Genomic DNA, 22,654 nt, shown 5'->3' on the forward strand with positions numbered 1-22,654 from the left:
CCATGGAGACCTGGGCCGGAGCGCTGTGGGATCGCTGGGTGCGGCACCTCGCCGAAGCGCACCACCCCCAGGCCGAAATCCGCCTCGAATCCTTACGGCGCCCCCTGTCGGTATTCTTCCGCGGCGTGGGCGGCGAGGCCGGACGCAGATTCGCCGTGGCCGAACGCCGTATCCACGAAGGGCGGCGTACGTGGCGCGAACGGCTCGCCGGAACCGGCCGTCTTACCGAACTTCCCCATCTCACCGCCGACGAGCTGCGCCTTCCCGCCGCGATCGCCCATTTTCCCAAACGCCCCCTCAACCGCGACCTCTATTTCTGGCTCGCCCTGCTCGCCGCCCATTTCGTCCCCAACGGCGAACCGTGGTGGCTCGCCAACCAGCGCGCCACCGCCGTGGCGCTCGCCCGCTACCCTGCGTGGCAGGAACGCTATGATCGCCTCGTCGCAGCAAGCCTCGCGCTTCGCCCCCTACCGCACCAGCTGCCCCCGGTCGACGCTGCCGTGGAAGAAGCGATCCGCGCCGCCCTGCGCGCTCCCGGCAGCGTGCGCACCTTTCCGGCCTCACCGCGCCCACCGCGGCCGGTGATGCTGTGGCTGATGCCTCAGGAGACCGATGCCGCAGCGGCTCGGCGCCGTCCCCCGCCTACCGCCAAGGACGGGGCTTCCTCTTCGGCCGCGGCCCCGATCCAGACCGAGGCGACGGAAGACCCTGGCTCGCAGCACGGCATGCTGCTCGCGTTTCGCGCCGAGAGCCTGCTGTGCTGGGCGGAATACGTGCGCGTCGACCGCTCGCTCGAAGACGCCGAGGGGGACGAAGCCGGACGTGCCGCCGCCCAGCTCGAACGGCTGGCGCTCGCCGAGGACTCCGACCCCGTCGCCTCCCGCGTGCGCATGGACCTGGAACGCCCGCCCGCCGCAGACGCCGATGAAAGGCTGAGGGAGGGAATCCTGCTGCCCGAATGGGATTATCGCCGCGGCCAGTACCGCCCCGATCACTGCCGCATCGATCTGCCCCGTGACGAGGCGATGCCCGCCCCTTTGCCCGGACAGCTTCGCCCGCTCACGCAACGACTGCGCGCCGAACTCGAACGCATCCGCAGCGAGCGCCGGCCCCAGGCGGGTCAGCCCGAGGGCGACGCGCTCGATCTTGACGACTGGGTCCGTCGCCACGCCGAACTGCGCTCCGGCTGCCCCGTCTCGGCGCAACCGCGCTATATCGACACCCCGCGCACGGCGCGCGACCTCTCCTGCCTGCTGCTCGCCGACGTGTCGCTGTCTACCGACGCGCACGCCGATGATGCGCACCGCGTCATCGATGTGATCCGCGACGCGCTGCTCGTGTTCACCGAGGCGATCGAAGCGGCGGGCGACGCCCTTGCCGTGGCCGCCTTTTCCTCGCTCGGCCACGCACACGTGCGTTACCATCGACTCAAAGATTTCGGCGAGCGCAACGGGCCGGCCGTGCGCGGTCGCATCCTCGCGCTACGCCCCGGCGACTACACCCGCCTCGGCGCAGCCATCCGCCACGCCGCCGACCGGCTCGCCGCCACGGCTTCGCGGCAAAAACTGCTGCTCGTGCTCACCGACGGCAAACCGCACGACATCGACCACTACGACGGCCGCTACGGCATCGAAGACACACGGCGCGCCCTCTTCGAATGCCGCCGGCGCGGTATCCGCCCCTTCTGCGTCGCGATCGACCGCGAAGCCGCCGATGTTCTGCCCTACCTCTTCGGCCATGATGGCCACGTCGTCGTGCAGCGCCTCGGCGAACTCGCCGCCCGCCTGCCTCGGCTCTACGCCGAGCTCACCCAGCCGTGAAACCGCTCGCATTCAGCGCCGCTCTTCCCTCCCCCCATAATCCCTCAACCGCCCCACGTCCGGCACCACCACCCTACGCCCTTCGGATCGCAACACTCCCTGCTGCGCGAGCTCATGGAAAACGCGCGACAGCGTCTCCGGCGTCAGGTTGAGGCGCGAGGCGATCACGTAGCGCGGCAGTGGCAGCTCGATCGTTGCCTCCCCGCGCTCGTGCTCGCAGGATTGCAGCAGATAGCCGATCACCCGCTGGGCCGCCGTCTGCAACGAATACGCCTCGATATCGCGCACCATGACGCGCAACCGCATCGCCATGCCGGCGAGCATGCGACGGCAAAAGTCCGGCCGACGCTCCAGCAATTCATCCACCGCCTCCTTGGGCACGAAGACGAGCTCGGCCTCGCCGAGCGCCGCCGTCGACACCGGATACGGTTGGTCGAGAAACATCACCGCCTCGCCGAAGGTCCCGCCCGGCCCGACGGTGTCGACGATCTTCTCCGCCCCCGAAGGAGAATCGAGAAACAGTTTGATGCGCCCGCGCTCCACCAGGTAAAAACCGCGCGCCGGCTCGCCGCGCAAGAACAGCACCTCGTCGCGCGCGAGCTGCACTGGCCGGCAGCGCCGCGCCAGCGCTTCCAACTCCTCCTCGTCCAGCAAGGCGAACAATGCCACCCGTCGCAGCCGGTTCGCGAGATGCTGCGTCTCGTCCATCATCCCCCCTCAATACAGCCGCGGCTCCCCCGGAGGCCGCGTCTTGAAGCGCCGGTGCACCCAATGGTACTGCGCCGGCATGCGACGGATCTCGCCTTCGAGCCAGCGGTTCATGCGTGCCGCGTCGGCTACTTCGTCTTCGGAAGGGAAATCCGCCCAGGGTTCGCCGAAGCGCGTCACGTAGCCCTTTCCATCGGGCAGCATCTCGGTGACGCAGGGCACCACCGCCGCGCCGGTGAGCCGCGCCAGGCGCGACAGACCCGTGATCGTGGCCGCCGGCACACCGAAGAACGGCACGAAGACGGACTCCTTGCGCCCGTAATCCAGGTCGGGCAGGTAATAGAGCGGCCGACCGGCGCGCAAAGCGCGCACCACCGGTCGGATACCGTCCTGGCGCGCCACCTGCAGCTGATCGCCGAAGCGGGAACGCCCCCAGTTGAGCCATCGATCGGCCACCGGGTCCCTTTTGGGGCGCGAATAGACGTAGACCCCGTCGTACTCCATCGCCACGCGCGTGCCGCCCATGTCCAGCCCAAGAAAGTGGGGCACGAGCAGGATCACCGGTCGTCCCTGGGCGCGCACGCCATCCGGATGCTCCTTGCCCTCGAGCCGCACCAGCCGCCGGATGCGCTCGGCCGGGGCAAACCAGGAAATCCCCCGCTCCAGGATGCTGCGCCCCAGCAGGCGGAAGTGCTCGCGCAGCACGGCACGCCGCTCGGCCTCCGTCCATTCGGAAAAGCACAGCCGCAGATTCACCTCGGCCACGTGGCGCCGCGAGCGCGCCAGATGAAAGAGCAGCGCCCCGAAACCGCGGCCGAGCGCCGCCAGCAGCGGCAGCGGCAGCCAATGCAACACCCACAGCAAGGCAACCAGCAGACGGGACATTTCCTCATTACCTTGAAGAAGATTTATAATTATCGCTCATCCGCCGAGTTAATCCGACAACTTGCGGGGCGGACAAGAAGGGCAGATCGAAGAACCGTCGCGAGCGGCTGCAGGGCAAGGCGCCCGGAGCGCAGGATGCGAGACATATCACCCAGATAGGCGAGCATCCGAGCACCGCGCAACGCCGCCATGCAGCCGCGCAGCAGGTTAGTCGAGCTGCCCAAGAAATACCGCTAAAGCGTCGCCGCTCCCTGATCCCCAGAGCCGGCACGCCGCCTCACGGGGATCGAAGGGAGCGATTGCATGGCCAAGGAATACCTCTTCACCTCCGAATCCGTCTCGGAAGGGCACCCGGACAAGGTCGCCGACCAGATCTCCGACGGCGTGCTCGACGTCATCCTCGGCGAAGACCCCCACGGGCGCGTCGCCTGCGAGACCCTCGTCTCCACCGGGCTGGTGGTCATCTCCGGCGAGATCACCACCAAGGCGCACCCCAACTACCGCGAGATCGCGCAGGACGTCATCCGCCGCATCGGCTACGATGATTCCGACATCGGCTTCGACTACAAGTCCTGCGCCATCCTCACCGCCATCAACCGCCAGTCGCCCGACATCGCCCAGGGCGTGGGCAAGGCTTTCGACGACCCGCTCGACCAAGGCGCCGGCGACCAGGGCCTCATGTTCGGCTACGCCTGCACGGAAACCCCGGTGCTCATGCCGCTGCCCATCTACTACGCCCACCGCCTCATGCAGCGCCAGGCCGAAGTGCGCAAGGACGGCCGGCTTCCCTGGCTGCGGCCCGACGCCAAGTCGCAGGTGACGGTGCGCTACGTCGACGGCAAACCCACCCAGGTGGAGACGGTCGTCCTCTCCACCCAGCACCACCCCGACATCACCTACGACGAGATCCGCGAGGCGGTGATCGAGGAGATCATCCACCCCATCATTCCGCCGCAGCTGCGCGCCCCCGACATCAAATACCTCATCAACCCCACCGGGCGCTTCGTCGTCGGCGGGCCGCACGGCGACTGCGGCCTCACTGGGCGCAAGATCATCGTCGACACCTACGGCGGCGCGGCGCACCACGGCGGCGGCGCGTTCAGCGGCAAGGATCCTTCCAAGGTCGACCGCTCGGCGGCCTACGCCGCCCGCTACGTGGCGAAGAACATCGTGGCCGCGGGTCTGGCGGATCGCTGCGAAGTGCAGATCGCCTACGCCATCGGCGTGGCCCGTCCCGTGAGCCTCATGGTCGAGACCTTCGGCACCGGCAAGGTCCCCGACGAGAAGATCGAGGCCCTCGTGCGCCAGCACTTCGACTTGCGCCCGCGCGCCATCATCGAAATGCTGGACCTCCTGCGTCCCATCTATTCCAAAACCGCCGTCTACGGCCACTTCGGCCGCGAGGAACCCGAATTCACCTGGGAGATGCTCGACAAAGCCGAAGCGCTGCGCGCCGACGCCGGTCTGTGACCCACCGAAGCGCCCGGACGTACCGCACGGTACGTCCGGGTGGATTTTTCGAAGGCATCATCAGTTTTTCCCGCTGCCATGACGCGGACCCCCTGAGCTAAAATCCGCCCCATGTCCTCCGATGCCTCGCTCCTGCTCAAATTCATCCTGCTCGCGGCCGGCCTCGGGCTGCTCACCCTGGGCGCCGAATGGCTCGTGCGCGGCGGCGCGCGCCTCGCCACACGATTCGGCATCTCGCCCCTGGTCGTGGGGCTCACCATCGTCGCCTTCGGCACCAGCGCCCCCGAACTCGCCGTTTCGGTCGGCGCGGGCTTGCGCGGTGCGCCCGATCTTGCGCTAGGCAACGTGATCGGCTCCAACATCGCCAACATCCTGCTGATCCTCGGCGTCACCGCGATCATCGGGCATATCCAGGTCCACTCTCAACTGTTGCGGCAAGAAATCCCCGTGCTGCTCGGTGCCGTCGCCCTGTTCTGCACCACCTCCTTCGACGGCATCCTCAGCCGCCTCGATGGCCTGATCCTCTTTTCCTCGATGATCGCCTATACGGTCTTTCTCCTCCGCCAAACGCGCACCCTCTCGCCCCAGGAAGAAGCCGGGCTCGCCACCGACATCCCCCAAAGCCGCTGGGACGCGCACGCGGGCGTGCAGCTGTCGCTGGTGCTCGTCGGCCTAGGGCTCCTCATCTACGGGGCCGACCTGGCCGTGGGGGCCGCCTCCGGCATCGCCCGCAGCTTTGGCGTGAGCGAGCTGGTGATCGGCCTCACGGTCGTGGCGGTAGGCACGTCGCTGCCCGAGATCGCCACTTCCGTCGTTGCTGCCCTTCGCGGCCATCGCGACATGGCCGTCGGGAACGTGATCGGCTCCTGCACGTTCAACCTGCTCTCGGTACTCGGCGCCACCGCCCTGGTCGCGCCGCACGGAATCCTGGTGAGCGAGACGATACGTCACGTCGACTCCTGGGTCATGCTGGGCACCACGGTGGTGCTGCTACCCATCATCGTCTCCGGCGCCGGAATTCGCCGCAGCGACGGAGCCTTGCTGCTCGCCTTCTACCTCGCCTACCTCGTCCATCTGGGATTGGACGCGAGCGCCCACCCCTGGAGCGAAGGATACGTCCGGCTCATGCTCTCCTTCGTCCTGCCGCTCGCCATAGTCTATCTCATGGTGCGCTACGTGCAATCCGTCGGTCGCCGCGAATAGCAGGCTGTTCGAGGCCCCCTAAGCGACTGCGCGACCCTTTGCCTTTGCTATAATCCCCCGCAACCGAGGAGCGCTGCAACCCGCCCGCGCGGGCCAGGCTCGGTTCAGATCCAACGGCGCTCACCCGTCTTCTCCGGCCGGACGGAAGACGCAGGTGAGCTGCGCATCCGCTCGGCCTCGTTCCCGAATAGGAGCATTTCGATGAACCAGGCCGCATCCATTTCCGAGTACGTCGTCGCCGATCTTTCGCTGGCCGAATGGGGCCGCAAGGAGATCCGCATCGCCGAGAGCGAGATGCCCGCCCTCATGGCGCTGCGCCGCGAATACGCCGAGCAACAGCCCCTGGCCGGCGCCCGCATCTCCGGCAGCCTGCACATGACCATCCAGACCGCCGTGCTCATCGAGACGCTGGTGGCGCTGGGCGCTCAGGTGCGCTGGGCCTCGTGCAACATCTTCTCCACCCAGGATCACGCCGCCGCGGCCATCGCCGCCGAAGGCATCCCCGTCTTCGCCAAGAAAGGCGAGACGCTGGAAGAATACTGGGACTACACCCACCGCATCTTCGAGTGGCCCGACGGCGGCCATTCCAACATGATCCTCGACGACGGGGGCGACGCCACGCTCCTGCTGCACCTGGGCGCCAAGGCCGAGCGCGACCCGAGCGTGCTCGACCACCCCACGACCCTCGAAGAAAAGGTGCTCTTCGCCCGGGTGCGCGCGCAGCTCGAGCGCGACCCCACCTGGTATTCGCGGCGCATCGCGGCGATCCGCGGCGTCACCGAAGAGACCACCACCGGCGTGCATCGCCTCTACCAGATGCAGGAGCGCGGCGAACTGCGCTTTCCGGCGATCAACGTCAACGACTCGGTCACCAAGTCCAAGTTCGACAACCTCTACGGCTGCCGCGAATCGCTCCTCGACGGCATCAAGCGCGCCACCGACGTGATGATCGCCGGCAAGATCGCCGTCGTCTGCGGCTACGGCGACGTGGGCAAGGGCTCGGCCCAGGCGCTGCGGGCGCTGCGCGCCGAAGTGTGGGTCACCGAGATCGACCCCATCTGCGCCCTGCAGGCGGCGATGGAAGGCTACCGTGTGGTGACCATGGAAGAAGCCTGCGACAAGGCCGACCTCTTCGTCACCGCCACCGGCAACTACCACGTCATCACCCACGAGCACATGCGCCGCATGAAAGACCAGGCGATCGTGTGCAACATCGGCCACTTCGACAATGAGATCGACGTCGAGTCGCTCCGCCAATACCGCTGGGAGAACATCAAGCCGCAGGTCGACCACGTCATCTTCCCCGACGGCAAGCGCATCATCCTGCTCGCCGAAGGGCGGCTGGTGAACCTCGGCTGCGCCACCGGGCACCCCAGTTTCGTGATGAGCTCGTCGTTTGCCAACCAGGTGCTCGCGCAGATCGAACTCTACACGCACCCCGAGCGCTACCCCGTGGGCGTCTATCGACTGCCCAAACAGCTCGACGAGAAAGTCGCCCGGCTGCAGCTCACCCGCCTCAACGTCCAGCTCACCCGGCTCACGCCCGAGCAGGCGGCCTACATCGGCGTGCCCCTCGACGGGCCCTACAAGGCCGAACACTACCGCTACTGAGCCCCGCACCGCCGCGCACCGCCCCGGTGAGGAGGGCGTGCGCGCGAACGCTGAGGAATCCCGTGATGCAGCACTTGGAACTGTCCGTCGAATTCTTCCCGCCGCAAACGGCGGAAGGCGAAGCCAAGCTCGATGAGGCGCGCCAGCGCCTCATGCAGCGCCTGCGCCCGGCCTACTATTCCGTCACCTACGGTGCCGGCGGCTCCACCCGCGAGCGCACCTTCGCCGTGGTCGAGCGGCTGCACCGCGCCGGGCTCGACGTCGCCCCCCACCTCTCCTGCATCGGCGCCAGCCGCGCCCAGATCCGCGAGATCCTGCAGCAGTACCAGGCGCTCGGCGTACGACGCCTCGTAGCGCTCAGAGGCGACCTCCCCTCCGGCGTGCGCGACCCCGGCGAGCTGCGCTACGCGAGCGAGCTCGTCGACTTCATCCGCGCCGAAACGGGCGATCACTTCTGGATCGCCGTCGCCGCCTACCCCGAATACCACCCGCAGGCAGCAAGCGCCCTGGCCGACCTCGACGCGTTTGCCCGCAAGATGCACGCCGGCGCCGACTGCGCCCTAACGCAGTACTTCTACAACCCCGACGCCTACGCCCACTTCGTCGAGGAATCCCGGCGCCGCGGCGTCACCGCCCCCATCGTGCCCGGCATCATGCCGATCACCAGCTTCGCGCGGCTCGCGCGCTTCTCGGACGCCTGCGGCGCCGAAATCCCGCGCTGGGTCCGCAAGAAGATGGAAGCCTACGGCGACGATGCCGAGTCGGTGCGCGCTTTCGGCCTGGAAGTGCTCGTGCGCCTGTGTGAGCGGCTGCTCCAACTCGGCGCCCCGGGCCTGCATTTCTACACCATGAATCAGGCCGAACCGACGCTGGCGATCGCCGAGGCGCTGGGATTGACCCGGTGCGCGACAAGCTGATCGCTGCGGTACGGCCCCGAAGCCGGCGCATCGTCCGTCGCTTCCACGGCCTCGCGTGGGCAATCTCCCGATCACGTCGCGCACGGCAGCAGAGCCGTGCCCCATTCTGCGAACTTTCTTGCCGTCTGGACGGTCGATGCTTACACTGAAAGGCATGATGCATGTACCGGAGCCTTCCATGTCGAGCTTGACGATCTCCCAGATCGACGAAACCCTAGAGTCGGCCTTGAAACGGCGTGCCGCGCAAGACGGCGTCTCAGTGGAAGAGGAAGCCCGGCGTCTGCTGCGTCGCGCCGTGCTGGAAGAGGAAACACCAGGGCTTGGCCGGCGCATCGCGCAGCGCTTCCACGACCTCGGTGTGGACGATCTCCCCATCCCTCCCCGCACGGCCCCGCGACCGCCCCCCTTCCACGACGAGACGGCATGATCCTGCTCGATACCAATGTCCTGTCCGAACTCATGCGCCCCGCCCCGGCGCCGCAGGTGCTCGCCTGGCTCGATCGCCAAGCGCCCTCCCAGGTCTACCTCTGTGCCACCGTCCGTGCCGAAATCGAACTGGGCATCGCCCTTTTACCAGACGGCCGGAAGCGCCAAGCGCTCTGCAGCGTTGCGCAGAGCATGTTCCAAGAAGAGTTTGCCGGCCGCTGCCTTCCCTTCGATGAGTCTGCCGCCGTTCGCTACGCAGAAATCGTAGCGTTTCGCCTACGTGCTGGACGTCCGATCAGCGTAGAAGATGCCCAGATCGCGGCGACCGCCCTCAGTCGCGACCTGATGCTCGCAAGCCGCAACGTACGCGATTTTTCCGGCATCCCAGTCTTGCGCCTCATCGACCCTTGGATGATGCCTATTTGAGGCCGTTGCCTCAGGGCTGCATGGAAGGGCTCTCTTCCCGTTACGTCAGATCTTCTCTCTGCATTGGCAAAGGCTGCGGCACGTCGGTCTTCAAACCGATCACCCGCTCCAAGCACCGCTGCCAGCGCGCAACGAAGTCCTGCGGCTCGATCGGAGCGCCGTTCAGTTCCGAGAGGCTCACCGTGCGTGCGCGCAGCAAGGGTTCATCCTGCGGCCGGGCGAAAGCTTCGCACAGCAGCGCCCACGCGACGGGGGAAAGCAGCAAGCCCACTCCCAGGACAGCGCCTTCGCGCGTGCGCCGCTGGGCGAAACCAGCGAGCTTGCGCCCCTTGGTATCGGCGAGCTCCCACGGGCCGAAGCCGCCGAAACAAGCCCAATCCAGCCCACCGTCTGGCGCAGGAGCGGCACCGGGCGGTATCGCCCGCACCGCCAACCCCAGATCGGCGAAGAAGGCGACATGCGCCTCGGCACAGCGCCGGTAGGCTTCGACGAGGCTCCCCTCGAGCCAGGGATGGCCGAGGGGCAGATGAATGACGGCACTCACCCACCCCGGGCCGGCGAGCACGGCGCCGCCCCCGGAGCCGCGCACCCGTACGGCGACGCCGGCCGGCAGGCGCGACGCCACTTCCGGCAGCAAACGGTGCTGCGCGCACCCGAGCACCACGGAATGGTGCATGGGTGCGCTCACTTCCACCCTCGGAGCCGAAATACCGTGGTTTGCCGCTCCCGTCATACCACCTCGAGCCGCGCGATTGCCCGTTCCCGGCCGAAAGTCTCTCCTTCAGGCACCAGTATCTGCGCCAAACGCCCCGCCTGCGGCGCGATCACTTCGACGTTGGTCTTTACGATCACCGCATTGGCGATCGGCTGCCCTGCCTCGACCCGCTCTCCTTCGCGGACAAGCCACTTGTCGAGCAACGCTTCGACCCCTTCGTCGACGTCCTCCCACACCTCCGGAGGCAGCCGGATCTCGATCACGCTCATGCACGTCCTCCTGCAGCCACGCGCCCTTGCATCGTTTCCTTGGCGGCAGCCACGATGTGCTCGACTTGCGGAATCACGAACTGCTCCAGCGGTCGGCTATAGGGAATCGGCACGTTGGGCACCCCGAGCCGCTTGATCGGTGCTCGCAGCGCGATGCGGTCGAGATGCTCGCCGACGATCGCGGCGATCTCGCCCGTGAGACCGAAGCCGAGATAGTCTTCATCGGCCACCAGCAAGCGCCCCGTCTTGGCCACGGAAGCGAGCACCGCCTCGCGGTCGAGCGGCACCAGGGTGCGCAGATCGAGGATCTCGGCCTCGATTCCCTCCTTCGCCAAGATCTCGGCCGCGAGCACGGCCTTGTGCACCATCTGGCTCAAGGTGACGATGGTGAGATCCTTGCCTTCACGCACGACGCGCGCCTGGCCGAAGGGGATGGTGTAGGGTTCCTCGGGCACTTCGGTCGTACTGCCCTCGAAGTAGGCCATCCACGGCAAACCCATGATCCCCTTGTGAAACATGTAGAGCACGGGATTGTCGTCGCGAATCGCCTCGATGAGCAGCCCCTTCGCATCGTACGCGTTCGAAGGCACCACCACCTTGAGCCCCGGCACGTGCGCGAACACGCCGTAGAGGCACTGCGAATGCTGAGCCGCGTCGTTGTAGCCGCCGCCGATCGCCGTGGTGATCACCACCGGCAAGCGCACGTTACCGCCGGACATGTAGGTGTTTTTCGCCAGATGGTTGTAGATCTGGTCCATGCACACGCCGAAGAAATCGACGAACATCAGCTCGGCCACCGGACGCATACCCGCAGCCGCCGCCCCGATCGCCGCCCCGATGAAACCGGTCTCGGAAATGGGGGTGTCCATCACCCGCTCGGGTCCGAACTTCTCGATCAACCCTTTGGTCGCCCCGAAGATGCCCCCATAGACGCCGACGTCCTCGCCCATGATGAATACGTTCGGATCGCGCTCCATCTCCTGCGCGAACGCCGCTGAGATCGCCTCCGCCATCGTCAGTCTACGTCCAGCCATCTCTCACCCCCCTCAAACGAACACGTCTTCGAGCGCCTCTTGCGGCGCGGGATACGGACTCTGGCGGGCGAAAGCAAACGCCTCGTCCACGCGCTGCCGCGCCCGCGCGGCGATCGCTTCTTCCTCTTGCGCCGTGAGCACGCCATCCTGCTTCAGCCTCGCGGCAAGCCGAGGGATCGGGTCGAGCTCACGCAGATGCTTCACCTCGTCCTTCGGACGATAGACCTCCGCGTCCCCCTGGAAGTGGCCGAAATAACGGAAGGTCTTCACTTCGATGAGCGTCGGCCCCTCGCCCCGGCGGGCGCGCGCCACCGCCTCGCCCACCGCATCGAACACCTGCAGCGGGTCGTTCTCCTTCACCGCCACGCCCGGCATGCCGTAGGCGCAGGCGCGATCGGCCACCGAGGCCACGCTCACTGCCTTCTCTTTCGGTACCGAGATCGCCCAGTGATTGTCCTCGCACACGAAGATCGCCGGCAGTTTCCACAGCGCCGCGAGGTTGAGCGACTCGTGGAACGCCCCCTGGTTCGCTGCCCCTTCGCCAAAGAAAGCCACTGCGACGCGGTCCTGGCCGCGCTTCTTCGCCGCGAGTGCCGCGCCGCAGGCCGGCGGCAGGCTCGCCCCGACGATGCCGCTGCAGCTGAAATTGTGCGCCGGGTCGAAGAGGTGCATGTGCCCTCCCTTGCCTTTGCCCAGGCCCGTCTTCTTGCCGAAGATCTCGGCCGTCATCTTGTCGAGCGGCACCCCCTTGGCGATAGCGAAATGGTGCGGCCGGTGCGTGCCCACCACCGTGTCTTCATCGCGCAGATGCGCGCACACGCCCACCGCCACCGGCTCCTGCCCGGCGGCGAGGTGCATCTCGCCGGGCACCGGCCCCGAGCCGATGTCGAAAGCGAGCCCCTTCTGAATGTGCGGCGGCAGCTTTCCTTCCAGATAGACCTTGGCCATCGTCTCCTCGTAGTAGCGGATCTCGACCATCTTCTCGTACATCCACAGCAGCTGCGCTTTGCTCGGCGACATGATCTCCTCCTGGCGTGGGTCACGGATCGTGACCTGAAAAGAATAGGGCAAAACCAGCGCCTCCGCCAGAACGCCCCCGCCAAAGTTCCTGCGGCTCGGCGTCCGGCGCCCTCTCAGCGCCGAACACCACTTCCGTTACGAACTCTCGTCCAAGTCCTATCGAGCAGGCGTCGCCAGCAAACCACGTGCCTGCTCGCTTACACTTGGTCTTTAAGCCCGCCATACGCCAACCGAAATACTCCGTTCGCCCCTTATAATTCAAACGGCTTCTTGCCGTGAGCCCCCATGCACACTGCCCTCGCTCTGCTCGCCGGCCCCCTTTTCGAGCACTCGCCCGACGCCATCCTCATCGCCGATACGAACGGCGTGGTGCGCGACGTCAATGCCGAATTCACCCGGCTCACCGGCTACGCACGCGAGGAAATCGTGGGCAAGACGCCGCGCCTGCTCAAGTCCGGCCAGATGTCCCTCGAGTTCTACCGCACGCTCTGGCAGACGGTGCTCTCCGGGCAGCGCTGGCGCAACGACATCCTCAACCGCCGCAAGGACGGTTCGCTCTACTGGGCCGACGAGATCATCCAGCCGATCACGCTCGACGGGGAAACGGTGCTGGTCTCTTTTCAGCGGGACATCACCGAGCTGCGGCGGATGCGAGAAGCGCTGGACGAAGAACGCGCCCGCCTGGACGGTTTTCTGCGCGCGAGCCCCGCCGTGCTCTACGCGGTCCCGGCCACCGGCACCACCCAACCCCTCTTCGTCAGCGAGAACGTCAAGGACCTCTTGGGCAACCTACCGGTAGAACCGTGTTCCGATCCGCATTGGTGGCTGGAGCGCATCCACCCCGAGGATCGCGACGCGGTGCAGCGCACGCTCGACTTCCGCCGCTGGCCCGACGACACGCTCCTGCGCCGCTACCGGCTGCGCCATGCCGACGGCCACTATGTCTGGGTGGAAGACAAGGTCACCCTGGTACGCGACGGACAAGGTCGGCCCCAGTTTCTCAGCGGAGCACTCCTCGACGTCAGCCGCGAAGCCGAGCAAAGGGCGCTGCTCGACAAGCTCGCCCGCCACCTGCCCGGCGTCATCTACATCTTCAAACGTACACCGGACGATCACATGTCCTTCCCCTACGCGAGCGAAGGCATGCGCCGCATCTGCGGCATCGACCCGGAAGCGGTGCGCGAAGACGCCACGCCCTTCTTTGCCTCGGTGCACCCCGAAGACCAGGCGGCGATGAGGGAAACCTCCGACCATTCCGTGGCCACGCTCGAACCCTGGCGGCTCCTCTACCGGCACGTGCATCCCGACGGGCACATCGTCTGGGCCGAGGGTGAAGCCACCCCCGAGCGCCAGCCCGACGGATCCACCCTGTGGTACGGCTTCATCGCCGACATCACCGCGCGCGTCGAGGCCGAGCGCAAGCTGCGCGAGCAGGAAGTCCTCTACCACACCGTGCTCGATAACCTCCAGGAAATCTGCTACGTGGCCGAGGTCACCCCCGAGGGATTCCGCTTCCGCACTGGCAACGCCAAGCTCTACGAGCTGTTCGGCCTGTCGCCCGAGCGCTGGATCGGCGCCAGCCCCCGCGAGCTCTTTCCACCGCAGACCGCCGAACACATCGAAAAGAATCTCCGACGCAGTCTGGAGGAAGGACGGACCCTGCGCACCGAGACCGCGATGGCCACCGCCCACGGCTGGCGCGAGTTCTCGGCCTCCATCACCCCCCTGTTCGACGAAAACGGCCGGGCACGCTACCTCGTCGGCCTGGTGATGGACGTCACCGAGTACAAGCGCGCCATCCGCCGCGCCCAGGAAGCCTCGAGGATCGCCGCCGAGCGAGCGCAGACCCTGAAGACGCTGCTCGATGCCGTCGGCGAAGGCATTTTCGGCATCGACACGGACGGTGCGATCGTCTTCTGGAACCCCGCGGCGGAGCGTATCCTCGGCTACCGCGCCAGCGAAGTCCTCGGGCTCGACGCCCATCAGACGATCCACGGTCAGCACCCCGACGGCACGCCCCATCCGCGCCAGGAATGCCCCGTGCTCCGTGCCATGCTGGAAAACAAAATCATCGCACGGAAGGAAAGCTACTTCCTCCACCGTGATGGGCACCTGATCCCCGTGCTGCTCACCGCCACGCCCGTGCCAGGAAGCGGCGCCGTGGTCGTCTTCACCGACATCACGCAGATCAAGGCCATGCAGGAAGAGCTTCGGCACCAGGCCGAGACCGATCCGCTTACGGGCTTGGCCAATCGCCGCCGGTTCTTCACCGCCCTGCTGCTTGCCGGCGAACGCGTGGCCCGCAAAGGGGACCGTTGCGCCGTCCTGATGCTCGATCTCGATCACTTCAAAGCGGTGAACGACCGCTACGGGCACGCCGTAGGCGATGCCGTGCTGCGCTCCTTTGCCGAGATCCTGCGCGATTCGCTGCGCAGCTCCGATCTCGCCGGCCGCGTCGGCGGCGAAGAATTCGCCGTGCTCCTGCCGCACACCGATCTTGCCGGCGCGCTTCTGCTCGCCGAGCGCATCCGCCACGCCGTGGCCTCCTACTGCCGCGTGCCCCAACACCCCGAACTGCGCATGACGGTAAGCATCGGCGCCAGCGAACTGCTGCCCGAAGACCCCTCCCCCGAAGTCGCCCTCGCGCGCGCCGACGCCGCCCTCTATCGCGCAAAGCAAGAGGGGCGAAACCGGGTGGTGGCCGCCTGTGCGACCTCGCAGCCCGATTGACCCGGCCCTCGCTCACTCTGATCGCTCAAGACGGCCCACCCTTCCGGCCAAAGTATCGCTCCGTCTCCGCCTTCACCACCCGGGCGAGCAGCAGCAAGGCCACCAGGTTGGGCACCGCCATCAGGCCATTGGCCACGTCCGAGAAATTCCACACCAGCTCCAGCTTCACCGTGGCTCCCACCAGGATCACCGCCACGAACACCGTGCGGTAGATGCGGATCGCCTTGTGCCCGAAGAGGAACTCGAACGCTTTCTCGCCATAGTAGCTCCAGCCGATCACCGTGGAATAGGCAAAGAGCACGGTGGCGATGATCACCACCCAGGCACCGACGCTGCCGAGGTTGTGCGCGAAACTGCGCATCGTCAGATCCGCCGGCGAAACCCCTTCGAGCCAGTGCGGCGCCGTCAGGATCACCAGCGCTGTCATGGTGCACACCACCAGGGTGTCGATGAAGGTCTGGGTCATCGACACCAGGGCCTGTTTCACCGGATCGTCGGTCTTGGCTGCCGCCGCGGCGATCGGCGCCGACCCCAGCCCTGATTCGTTGGAGAACACGCCGCGCGCCAGGCCATAGCGCATCGCCGCCGCCACCGTTGCCCCAGCGAAGCCGCCCGCGGCCGCATGCGGGTGGAAGGCGTAGTAGAAGATCGATTCGAGCGCCGGCAGCAGTCGATCCCATTGCAAAACGAGCACGACGATCGCCGCCAGGCAGTAGAAAAAGATCATGAAGGGCACGAGCCAGGCAGTGAAGCGCCCGATGCTCTTCACCCCGCCCAGGATCACCAGCGCGGTGAGAAAGAGCATCACGCCGCCCGAGATCCAGGTTGGGATGCCGGCGGTGGAGGCGAGCAGCTGCGACACCGCATTGACCTGCGTCATGTTGCCGATGCCGAAGGAGGCGATCACGGTGAAGACGGCAAAGAGTACGCCGAGCCAGCGCATCCCCAGACCGTTGGTAAGGTAATACATCGGCCCGCCCTTGTAGCCGAGCGCCCCCGGCTCGCGGTATTTCACCGCCAGTACCGCTTCGGCATACTTCGTGGCCATGCCCACCAGCCCCGTCACCCACATCCAGAATACCGCGCCCGGCCCACCAAGGGTGATGGCGGTCGCCACCCCGACGATGTTGCCGATACCCACGGTGGCCGCAAGCGCCGTGGTGAGCGCGGCGAAATGGCTGATATCTCCCGCGGCGCTCGGCTCCTTGTGGAAGATCAGGCGAAAAGCATGCCCCAAAGCGCGGAACTGCACGCCCCGCAGCACGATGGTGAGATACAGGCCGGTGCCCACCAGCAACACCAGCATCGGCACGCCCCAAACGAAGTTGGCCAACGTCGAGAGCAATCGGTCTAGGGTTTCCATGTCTCGCTCCTCTTTGGTGTTTTAGGTCGGTTCACGCTCAAGGAAGGCGTCGGCGCGATCGCATGATGATAAGCCGAGGTTGTACCGCTCCTCAACCCTCCCCTGCCGGGGTGCGATTGACTTCGATGGTCAGGTGACTCAGGGCCGACAGGTCTTTGAGCCGCTCCTTGTACTGCTGGGCGCTCTCCGGCTGCGAGGAATCGAGCGTGACGATGCAGGCGAAGGTCTGTGGCCCCAGGCGCCAGACGTGCAGATCGGTGACGCGGGTGAGGCCGTCGCGCTGCAGGCGATCGACGATCTCGTGCTCGAGCGCGCCGAAATCCTCCGCGTCGAGCAGCGAGCGCATGGACGTGCGCGCAAGCCCCGCGCTCCAATAGAGGATGACGGCGGCGCCGACCAGGCCGATCAAGGGGTCGAACCACGCCCACCCCCCCCATTTCCCCGCAGCGAGCGCGGCGATCGCCAGCACCGAGGTGAAGGCATCGGCCAGCACGTGCAGGAAGGCGCCGCGGTAGTTCGGATCGACCGGGGCGCGCCCGATCGTCTCCGCGACCGTCGCCCCACCCTGCTGCTTCGGCGCACGACCATGCTCGTGCCCATGCGCCGTATCCCCTTCATGCCCGTGGCCGTGCGCATGTCCATGACCGTGGTCATGCTCGTGCCCCGCCCCAAGGATCACGGCGCTCGCCAGGTTCACGACGAGTCCGATCACCGCCACCAGCAGCGCCTCGTCGTAGGCGATCGTGCGCGGCGCAAGCAGCCGCTCGACCGACTCCCACACCAGCCCCAGGGCGACGAGCGCAAGCAGCAGCGCGCTGGTATAGCCGCCGAGCGCGCTCACCTTGCCGGTGCCGAAGGTGAAGCGCGGGTTGGCGGCATGCCGCTCGGCATAGTGATAGGCGAACACCGCCACGCCGAGCGCGGCCACGTGCGAGCCCATGTGCCAACCATCGGCGGTGAGCGCCATCGAACCGGTGAGATAGCCGAAGGCGATCTCGAAGACCATGGTCACGAAGGTGAGCGCCACCACCCACGCGGTGCGGCGCATGCGCTGCCGGGCATGGGGATCGACTTCGAAGGGATGCTGCCAGGGCGCGAGCGGTGGGGTCGAAGACATGGTCGAAGCCATGAAAAAGGTCCGATGCCAGAACGATTCTCATTCTAGCACAGGACCCGCGCGAGCACGGCACGCGCCAAACTCCGGCGCGGCCGACCCCCGGTCAGGATTACGGCTTGATCGCCACCTTCAGCACGCCGTCGCGCTGATTGGCGAAGAGATCGTACGCGGCCACGATGTCGTCGAGCTTATAGTGGTGCGTCACGAGCGGGGTGAGGTCGACGCGGCGGCTGGCGACCACTTCCAGCAGGCGCCGCATGCGCTCCTTGCCGCCGGGGCACAAGGTAGTGACGATCTTGTGGTTGCCCAGTCCCGCGGCGAATGCGTCGAGCGGCAGCTCGAGCTTGCCGGAATACACGCCCAGGCTCGAGAGCGTGCCGCCCGGCTTGAGCGCGCGCAGGCAGGATTCGAAGGTGCGCTGCGTGCCCAGCGCCTCGATGGCGACGTCGACGCCGCGCCCGTTGGTGATCTCCATGATCTTCTGCACCGGATCATCGCGCTTGAAGTCGATGACGATGTCGGCCCCGAGCCGCCGGGCGATCTCGGCACGCGCCGGCACCGTTTCCACGGCGATGATCTTGGTGGCGCCCTTGAGCTTCGCCCCCGCGGTGGCGCACAAGCCGATGGGCCCCTGGGCGAAGACGACGACGATGTCGCCGATGCGCACTTCGCCGCTCTCGGCCCCCGAAAACCCCGTGCTCATGATGTCGGGGCACATCAGCACTTCTTCGTCCGTGAGGCCATCGGGAACGGGAGTGAGGTTTGCCTGGGCGTTGGGGATGCGCACGTACTCGGCCTGGCAGCCGTCGATGGTGTTGCCCAGTTGCCAGCCGCCCATGACCTTGCCGCCGCACTGGCTGGAGACGCCGTCGAGGCAACTGTTGCACTGCCCACAGGGCGTGATCGCCCCGGCGATGACGCGCTGGCCGACTTCGAAGCCGGTGACGGCGCTGCCGAGCTTCTCGATGATGCCCACCGGTTCATGACCGATGATGAGGCCGGGCCGCACGGGGTATTCCCCCTTGAGGATGTGCACGTCGGTGCCGCAGATCGTCGTGGTGGTGACGCGCAGCAGCGCATCGGTGGGCCCGATCTCGGGAATCGGGCGCTCCTGCAGCTCGATGCGCCCCGGCGCGACGAACACGGCGGCTTTCATGGTCTTCTTCATAGAGTTCTCCTTGCACGACGGTGAAGCGGCACCATGCGGCCTCACACTTCCATCAGCATAGCACCGTCGTGGTGTCAGGATCATGAAAACGCGGATTTGCCAGAAAAAACCACGTCATTTTTCGCATCGATCCGCCTCGCCCTGCCCTAAAATGTTCAGCAACCATCCTTCCGAGCCGAGGTCCAATCATGTCTCTCAGCGTAAAGAGCAAGCTCATCACCTCGTTCTGCGCCGTGGCGGCGATGATCGCCGTCGTGATCACCGTCACTTCTTACAATCTGTCGCTCATGGCGGAGGCCGTCGAGGAAGTCGACCGCTCGCACGGGGTCATTACTGCCCTCACCCGCATGCGCGAGGCGCTCATCAACATGGAGACCGGCGTACGCGGTTTCGCCCTCTCGGGCAAGGAGAGTTTTCTCGAGCCGGTCCAGATCGGCGAACAGGAATTCCAGAAGGCATTCCAGGAAGCTTTGGCAAACACCCAAACTCCGCAGCGCCGCGCGGCGATCGAACGGCTGGCAGCCATGGGCAAGGAGTGGCAGCAGCAAGGGCTCACGCCGCTGATCGCCCTGCGGCAAGAAATCAATGCCGGCAGGGCCTCGTTTGCCGAGATGGAAGCGCTCGTGCGCAGCGAGCGCGGCAAGGCCAAAATGGATGAGATTCGCGTCACCTTTGCCCAAATCATTGAAGAACGGCACGGACTGCTCCAGCAACGGCTGGAAAGATTGGACGAAGTCTCGACCCAGACGCATTGGGTTCTATACGGCAGCGGCGCGGTGGCCTTCGCCCTGGCGATCACGCTCGCCCTGGCGCTCGCGCGCAGCATCGGAGGGCGCATCGCCATCGCGCTGCAGGCGGCCGAGGCCACCGCTGCCGGGGATCTCACCACGCCGGTGCGCGTCGAGGGTAGCGACGAGATCGGCCGGATGCTACAGGCGGTGGCCACGATGCAGCAATCGCTGCGCGAGATGCTGGGAGAGATCCGGCGCAACACCGATCACCTCTCCGAGGCCGCCACGACGCTTGCCACCGTCGCCGGCGACGTGGAGCGCGCCGTCAATGAACAGAACGACGCCTCCTCCACCATGGCCGCAGCGGTGGAAGAGCTCACGGTGAGCATCGGCGAGGTGGCGAAGAATGCCGAGGAAGCGAGCAGCGTGGCCCGCGAATCGGGTGCCATCGCCAAGGAAGGTGGCGAGGTGATGCAGCGCACGGTCGAGAGCATCAAGAAGATCGCCGATCGCGTCACCGAAACGGCCAAGGACATCGGCCAGCTGGAGAAACATTCCGCCGAGATCACCTCCATCGTCAACGTGATCGAGACGATCGCCGAGCAGACGAACCTGCTCGCCTTGAACGCCGCCATCGAAGCGGCGCGCGCCGGCGAATACGGCCGCGGCTTCGCGGTGGTGGCCGACGAGGTGAGGAAACTGGCCGAGCGCACCACCGTGTCGACCCAGGAGATCACCGAGATGATCGCCCACATCCAGCAGGGCACGAAGCAGGCCGTGACGGCGATGGAGACCAGCGTGGCCGAGGTCGAACAGGGGGTGCAGCTCGCCAACGCCGCGGGCGAGTCGATCGAGCGCATCGCCGAGGGCTCGGGGCGCGTCATCGACTACGCCAGCCACATCTCCGACGCGCTCAAGGAACAGTCGGTGGCCAGCAACCAGGTGGCGCGCAACGTCGAGACCATCGTGCAGATGGCCGACAAGAACCACCAAGCAGTCAGCCGCGCCAGCGCCACGGCGAAACTCATCGAGGAGGCGATGCAGACGCTGCGCCAGGCGGTAGGCCGGTTCAAGATCGGCTAGGGTTCAGCGCGTACGGCGAACACCCGCAGCCGGGCCGGCACGAGCCGCACCGGCTGGCCGGGGGAAAGCGCCAAGGCAGCGCAGCGCTCGCGCGGCAGCTCGACCTCGAAGCGGCGCGCGGGCTCGCCCTCCCCGTCCAGTTCCACCCGGGCGCTCGCCCCGAAGGCCAGGATTCGGGCCACGCGCGCCGGCACGCCCTGCCCCGACTCGGCCGGAACGATGTCGAGCTCGAAAGGCCGGGCGAAGGCGACCACCTCCTCACCGGCGGGAAGCGGTGCCTCGTGCGGCAGCAGCGACTCGCCCACCCGCAGCCCCGTTGCTTCCATACGCCCCTCGAAGCGGTTGACCGAGCCGAGGAAGTCATAGACGAAGGGCGTGGCGGGATGATGATAGACCTCCTCGGGCGAGCCCACCTGCTCGACCCGGCCGCGGTGCATCAGCACCACGCGATCAGCCACTTCCAGCGCCTCTTCCTGGTCATGCGTGACGAAAATGGAAGTGACGTGCAGCTCGTCGTGCAGGCGCCGAAGCCAACGGCGCAGCTCCTTGCGCACTTTCGCATCCAGCGCCCCGAAGGGTTCGTCGAGCAGCAGCACCTTGGGTTCGACCGCCAGGGCCCGGGCGAGCGCGATGCGCTGGCGCTGCCCGCCGGAGAGCTGCGAGGGGAAACGATCGGCGATCCAGTCGAGTTGCACGAGTTCGAGCAGCGCCATCACGCGGCGGCGGATCTCGGCCTCGCTCGGGCGCTCGCGCCGCGGTTTCATGCGCAGGCCAAACGCCACGTTGTCGAACACGCTCATGTGCCGGAAGAGCGCGTAGTGCTGGAAGACAAAACCGACGCGGCGTTCGCGCACGTGGGTGTCGGAAGCGTCCTCGCCGTCGAAGAGCACCTGCCCCGAGTCGGGCTGCTCCAAGCCGGCGATCACGCGCAGCAGAGTGGTCTTGCCGCAGCCCGAAGGGCCCAGCAGCGCCACGAGTTCCCCGTCGGGAAAGGCGAGCGAGACGTCGGCCAGCGCAGTAAAGGCGCCAAAACGCTTGCAGATGTGTCGGACTTCGATGCTCATGTGCGGCTCCCACGGCGCAGGGCGGCAAAATCGCCGCGCCGCTCGATGGCGTGCTTGACGACCAGGGTCACCAGGGCGAGCAGCGCCAGGAGCGAGGCGACGGCGAACGCCGCCGAGAACTGGTATTCGTTGTAGAGAATCTCGACGTGCAGCGGCAGGGTGGTGGTCTGGCCGCGGATGTGTCCGGAGACGACGCTCACCGCGCCGAATTCGCCCATGGCGCGGGCATTGGTGAGGATCACCCCGTAGAGCAGACCCCACTTGACGTTGGGCAGGGTCACGTGCCAGAAGGTGCGCCAGCCGCTCGCGCCCAGCACCACCGCCGCCTCTTCCTCCTCGCGCCCCTGCGCCTGCATGAGCGGCACGAGCTCGCGCGCCACAAAGGGGAAGGTGACGAAGACGGTGGCGAGCACGATGCCGGGCACGGCGAAGAGGATCTTCACCTCGTGCGCCGCGAGCCAGGCGCCGAACCAGCCGGAACTGCCGAAGAGCAGCACCAGCCCCAACCCCGCCACCACCGGCGAGACCGAGAAGGGCAGATCGATCAGGGTGAGCAGCAGTGCCTTGCCGCGGAAGGAAAATTTCGCGATCGCCCAGGCAGCCGCCACCCCGAAGACGAGGTTGAGCGGCACGGCGATGGCGGCGGCCAGCAGCGTCAGTTTCAGGGCGGCGAGCGCGTCGGGCTCGACGAGTGCGGCCAGATACACCGCCCAGCCCTTGCGCAGCGCCTCGACGAAGACGGCCGCAAGCGGCAGCAGCAGAAAGAGACCGAAGAAGGCGAGCGCGAGCGCAATCAGGGCGCGTCGCACCCAGACGGGCTCGGTGGTGACCGGCCGCACGGCAGCGCGGCGGGCGGGCAGTTCGAGCGCGGGCAACGCGGCAACGGCGTCCATG

General features: G+C 66.8%; 20 protein-coding genes and 1 riboswitch. Of the genes, 9 read left to right on the forward strand and 11 right to left on the reverse strand.

Annotated features, from left to right (window positions below):
- Positions 1 to 2: 2 nt before the first annotated feature.
- On the forward strand, positions 3 to 1,820 hold the full coding sequence (locus ASC37_RS08425) for a nitric oxide reductase activation protein NorD (RefSeq protein WP_055423962.1): 1,818 nt from the start codon (positions 3 to 5) through the stop codon (positions 1,818 to 1,820).
- A 12-nt stretch (positions 1,821 to 1,832) separates the two neighbouring features.
- Here ASC37_RS08425 and ASC37_RS08430 read toward each other — a convergent pair whose 3' ends face one another.
- Entirely contained in the window at positions 1,833 to 2,528 is a 696-nt protein-coding gene (locus ASC37_RS08430) for a Crp/Fnr family transcriptional regulator (RefSeq protein WP_072247965.1), read from the reverse strand.
- A 9-nt stretch (positions 2,529 to 2,537) separates the two neighbouring features.
- The gene (locus ASC37_RS08435; RefSeq protein WP_028873872.1) at positions 2,538 to 3,413 is read right to left on the reverse strand and encodes a lysophospholipid acyltransferase family protein; all 876 of its coding nucleotides are present in this window, start codon (positions 3,411 to 3,413) and stop codon (positions 2,538 to 2,540) included.
- Between the two features lie 303 nt (positions 3,414 to 3,716).
- Here ASC37_RS08435 and metK point away from each other — a divergent pair, with 303 nt between their 5' ends.
- The 6 genes from metK to ASC37_RS08465 all read left to right on the forward strand — a co-directional run bounded on the left by metK (position 3,717) and on the right by ASC37_RS08465 (position 9,466).
- Positions 3,717 to 4,883, forward strand: coding sequence for a methionine adenosyltransferase (gene metK, locus ASC37_RS08440; protein WP_055423964.1), 1,167 nt, complete (start codon positions 3,717 to 3,719; stop codon positions 4,881 to 4,883).
- 111 nt (positions 4,884 to 4,994) lie between these two features.
- Positions 4,995 to 6,086 carry a calcium/sodium antiporter gene (locus tag ASC37_RS08445; RefSeq protein WP_055423965.1) on the forward strand — a complete coding sequence of 364 codons (1,092 nt, stop codon included), beginning with the start codon at positions 4,995 to 4,997 and terminating at the stop codon, positions 6,084 to 6,086.
- A gap of 59 nt (positions 6,087 to 6,145) precedes the next feature.
- Positions 6,146 to 6,215: riboswitch (S-adenosyl-L-homocysteine riboswitch) on the forward strand.
- A 72-nt stretch (positions 6,216 to 6,287) separates the two neighbouring features.
- Positions 6,288 to 7,697, forward strand: coding sequence for an adenosylhomocysteinase (ahcY, locus tag ASC37_RS08450; protein ID WP_055423966.1), 1,410 nt, complete (start codon positions 6,288 to 6,290; stop codon positions 7,695 to 7,697).
- A 65-nt stretch (positions 7,698 to 7,762) separates the two neighbouring features.
- Complete coding sequence (gene metF, locus ASC37_RS08455; protein WP_055423967.1) at positions 7,763 to 8,614, forward strand: methylenetetrahydrofolate reductase [NAD(P)H]; 852 nt, start codon at positions 7,763 to 7,765, stop codon at positions 8,612 to 8,614.
- A gap of 178 nt (positions 8,615 to 8,792) precedes the next feature.
- On the forward strand, positions 8,793 to 9,041 hold the full coding sequence (locus ASC37_RS08460; protein ID WP_055423968.1) for a FitA-like ribbon-helix-helix domain-containing protein: 249 nt from the start codon (positions 8,793 to 8,795) through the stop codon (positions 9,039 to 9,041).
- Positions 9,038 to 9,466 carry a type II toxin-antitoxin system VapC family toxin gene (locus ASC37_RS08465; RefSeq protein ID WP_055423969.1) on the forward strand — a complete coding sequence of 143 codons (429 nt, stop codon included), beginning with the start codon at positions 9,038 to 9,040 and terminating at the stop codon, positions 9,464 to 9,466. The genes ASC37_RS08460 and ASC37_RS08465 overlap by 4 nt, the downstream gene beginning before the upstream one ends.
- Positions 9,467 to 9,506: 40 nt before the next feature.
- Here ASC37_RS08465 and ASC37_RS08470 read toward each other — a convergent pair whose 3' ends face one another.
- From ASC37_RS08470 to ASC37_RS08485, 4 genes are read right to left on the reverse strand one after another with little or no spacing between them, the layout of a single operon-like run.
- A complete protein-coding gene (locus ASC37_RS08470; protein WP_055423970.1) occupies positions 9,507 to 10,142 on the reverse strand; it encodes a lipoyl protein ligase domain-containing protein in 636 nt (211 codons plus the stop codon).
- A gap of 53 nt (positions 10,143 to 10,195) precedes the next feature.
- Positions 10,196 to 10,450, reverse strand: coding sequence for a lipoyl domain-containing protein (locus ASC37_RS08475; protein ID WP_088178279.1), 255 nt, complete (start codon positions 10,448 to 10,450; stop codon positions 10,196 to 10,198).
- Entirely contained in the window at positions 10,447 to 11,484 is a 1,038-nt protein-coding gene (locus tag ASC37_RS08480; RefSeq protein ID WP_055423971.1) for an alpha-ketoacid dehydrogenase subunit beta, read from the reverse strand. The genes ASC37_RS08475 and ASC37_RS08480 overlap by 4 nt, the downstream gene beginning before the upstream one ends.
- Before the next feature lie 12 nt (positions 11,485 to 11,496).
- Complete coding sequence (locus ASC37_RS08485; RefSeq protein WP_055423972.1) at positions 11,497 to 12,504, reverse strand: thiamine pyrophosphate-dependent dehydrogenase E1 component subunit alpha; 1,008 nt, start codon at positions 12,502 to 12,504, stop codon at positions 11,497 to 11,499.
- A 285-nt stretch (positions 12,505 to 12,789) separates the two neighbouring features.
- On the opposite strand from ASC37_RS08485, the gene ASC37_RS08490 reads away from it, so the two are divergent.
- The gene (locus ASC37_RS08490; protein ID WP_055423973.1) at positions 12,790 to 15,234 is read left to right on the forward strand and encodes a sensor domain-containing diguanylate cyclase; all 2,445 of its coding nucleotides are present in this window, start codon (positions 12,790 to 12,792) and stop codon (positions 15,232 to 15,234) included.
- A gap of 25 nt (positions 15,235 to 15,259) precedes the next feature.
- On the opposite strand, the gene ASC37_RS08495 is transcribed toward ASC37_RS08490, so the two are convergent.
- The 3 genes from ASC37_RS08495 to ASC37_RS08505 form a co-directional block, all read right to left on the reverse strand.
- Complete coding sequence (locus ASC37_RS08495) at positions 15,260 to 16,597, reverse strand: alanine/glycine:cation symporter family protein (RefSeq protein WP_055423974.1); 1,338 nt, start codon at positions 16,595 to 16,597, stop codon at positions 15,260 to 15,262.
- A gap of 91 nt (positions 16,598 to 16,688) precedes the next feature.
- On the reverse strand, positions 16,689 to 17,726 hold the full coding sequence (dmeF, locus tag ASC37_RS08500) for a CDF family Co(II)/Ni(II) efflux transporter DmeF (protein WP_218054545.1): 1,038 nt from the start codon (positions 17,724 to 17,726) through the stop codon (positions 16,689 to 16,691).
- Between the two features lie 97 nt (positions 17,727 to 17,823).
- Positions 17,824 to 18,882, reverse strand: a complete 1,059-nt coding sequence (locus tag ASC37_RS08505; protein WP_055423975.1) for an NAD(P)-dependent alcohol dehydrogenase — start codon at positions 18,880 to 18,882, stop codon at positions 17,824 to 17,826.
- Positions 18,883 to 19,070: 188 nt separating this feature from the next.
- Here ASC37_RS08505 and ASC37_RS08510 point away from each other — a divergent pair, with 188 nt between their 5' ends.
- A complete protein-coding gene (locus ASC37_RS08510) occupies positions 19,071 to 20,696 on the forward strand; it encodes a methyl-accepting chemotaxis protein (RefSeq protein WP_055423976.1) in 1,626 nt (541 codons plus the stop codon).
- On the opposite strand, the gene ASC37_RS08515 is transcribed toward ASC37_RS08510, so the two are convergent.
- Both ASC37_RS08515 and cysW read right to left on the reverse strand, forming a co-directional pair.
- A complete protein-coding gene (locus ASC37_RS08515) occupies positions 20,693 to 21,760 on the reverse strand; it encodes a sulfate/molybdate ABC transporter ATP-binding protein (protein WP_055423977.1) in 1,068 nt (355 codons plus the stop codon). The two genes, ASC37_RS08510 and ASC37_RS08515, sit on opposite strands and share 4 nt — an antisense overlap.
- Positions 21,757 to 22,653 carry a sulfate ABC transporter permease subunit CysW gene (gene cysW / locus ASC37_RS08520; RefSeq protein ID WP_055423978.1) on the reverse strand — a complete coding sequence of 299 codons (897 nt, stop codon included), beginning with the start codon at positions 22,651 to 22,653 and terminating at the stop codon, positions 21,757 to 21,759. The genes ASC37_RS08515 and cysW overlap by 4 nt, the downstream gene beginning before the upstream one ends.
- Position 22,654 lies beyond the last annotated feature (1 nt).

The organism is Tepidiphilus thermophilus, assembly GCF_001418245.1.
Taxonomy (GTDB): Bacteria; Pseudomonadota; Gammaproteobacteria; order Burkholderiales; family Rhodocyclaceae; genus Tepidiphilus; species Tepidiphilus succinatimandens.

Coding starts and splice junctions, on each gene's coding strand:
- ASC37_RS08445 (WP_055423965.1), top strand. CDS start 4,995: ATGTCCTCCGATGCCTCGCTCCTGCTCAAATTCATCCTGCTCGCGGCC.
- ASC37_RS08495 (WP_055423974.1), bottom strand. CDS start 16,597: ATGGAAACCCTAGACCGATTGCTCTCGACGTTGGCCAACTTCGTTTGG.
- metF (WP_055423967.1), top strand. CDS start 7,763: ATGCAGCACTTGGAACTGTCCGTCGAATTCTTCCCGCCGCAAACGGCG.
- ASC37_RS08465 (WP_055423969.1), top strand. CDS start 9,038: ATGATCCTGCTCGATACCAATGTCCTGTCCGAACTCATGCGCCCCGCC.
- cysW (WP_055423978.1), bottom strand. CDS start 22,653: ATGGACGCCGTTGCCGCGTTGCCCGCGCTCGAACTGCCCGCCCGCCGC.
- ASC37_RS08435 (WP_028873872.1), bottom strand. CDS start 3,413: ATGTCCCGTCTGCTGGTTGCCTTGCTGTGGGTGTTGCATTGGCTGCCG.
- ASC37_RS08510 (WP_055423976.1), top strand. CDS start 19,071: ATGTCTCTCAGCGTAAAGAGCAAGCTCATCACCTCGTTCTGCGCCGTG.
- ASC37_RS08425 (WP_055423962.1), top strand. CDS start 3: ATGGAGACCTGGGCCGGAGCGCTGTGGGATCGCTGGGTGCGGCACCTC.
- ASC37_RS08470 (WP_055423970.1), bottom strand. CDS start 10,142: ATGCACCATTCCGTGGTGCTCGGGTGCGCGCAGCACCGTTTGCTGCCG.
- ahcY (WP_055423966.1), top strand. CDS start 6,288: ATGAACCAGGCCGCATCCATTTCCGAGTACGTCGTCGCCGATCTTTCG.
- ASC37_RS08490 (WP_055423973.1), top strand. CDS start 12,790: ATGCACACTGCCCTCGCTCTGCTCGCCGGCCCCCTTTTCGAGCACTCG.
- ASC37_RS08485 (WP_055423972.1), bottom strand. CDS start 12,504: ATGTCGCCGAGCAAAGCGCAGCTGCTGTGGATGTACGAGAAGATGGTC.
- ASC37_RS08515 (WP_055423977.1), bottom strand. CDS start 21,760: ATGAGCATCGAAGTCCGACACATCTGCAAGCGTTTTGGCGCCTTTACT.
- ASC37_RS08460 (WP_055423968.1), top strand. CDS start 8,793: ATGTCGAGCTTGACGATCTCCCAGATCGACGAAACCCTAGAGTCGGCC.
- ASC37_RS08430 (WP_072247965.1), bottom strand. CDS start 2,528: ATGGACGAGACGCAGCATCTCGCGAACCGGCTGCGACGGGTGGCATTG.
- metK (WP_055423964.1), top strand. CDS start 3,717: ATGGCCAAGGAATACCTCTTCACCTCCGAATCCGTCTCGGAAGGGCAC.
- ASC37_RS08475 (WP_088178279.1), bottom strand. CDS start 10,450: ATGAGCGTGATCGAGATCCGGCTGCCTCCGGAGGTGTGGGAGGACGTC.
- ASC37_RS08505 (WP_055423975.1), bottom strand. CDS start 18,882: ATGAAGAAGACCATGAAAGCCGCCGTGTTCGTCGCGCCGGGGCGCATC.
- dmeF (WP_218054545.1), bottom strand. CDS start 17,726: ATGGCTTCGACCATGTCTTCGACCCCACCGCTCGCGCCCTGGCAGCAT.
- ASC37_RS08480 (WP_055423971.1), bottom strand. CDS start 11,484: ATGGCTGGACGTAGACTGACGATGGCGGAGGCGATCTCAGCGGCGTTC.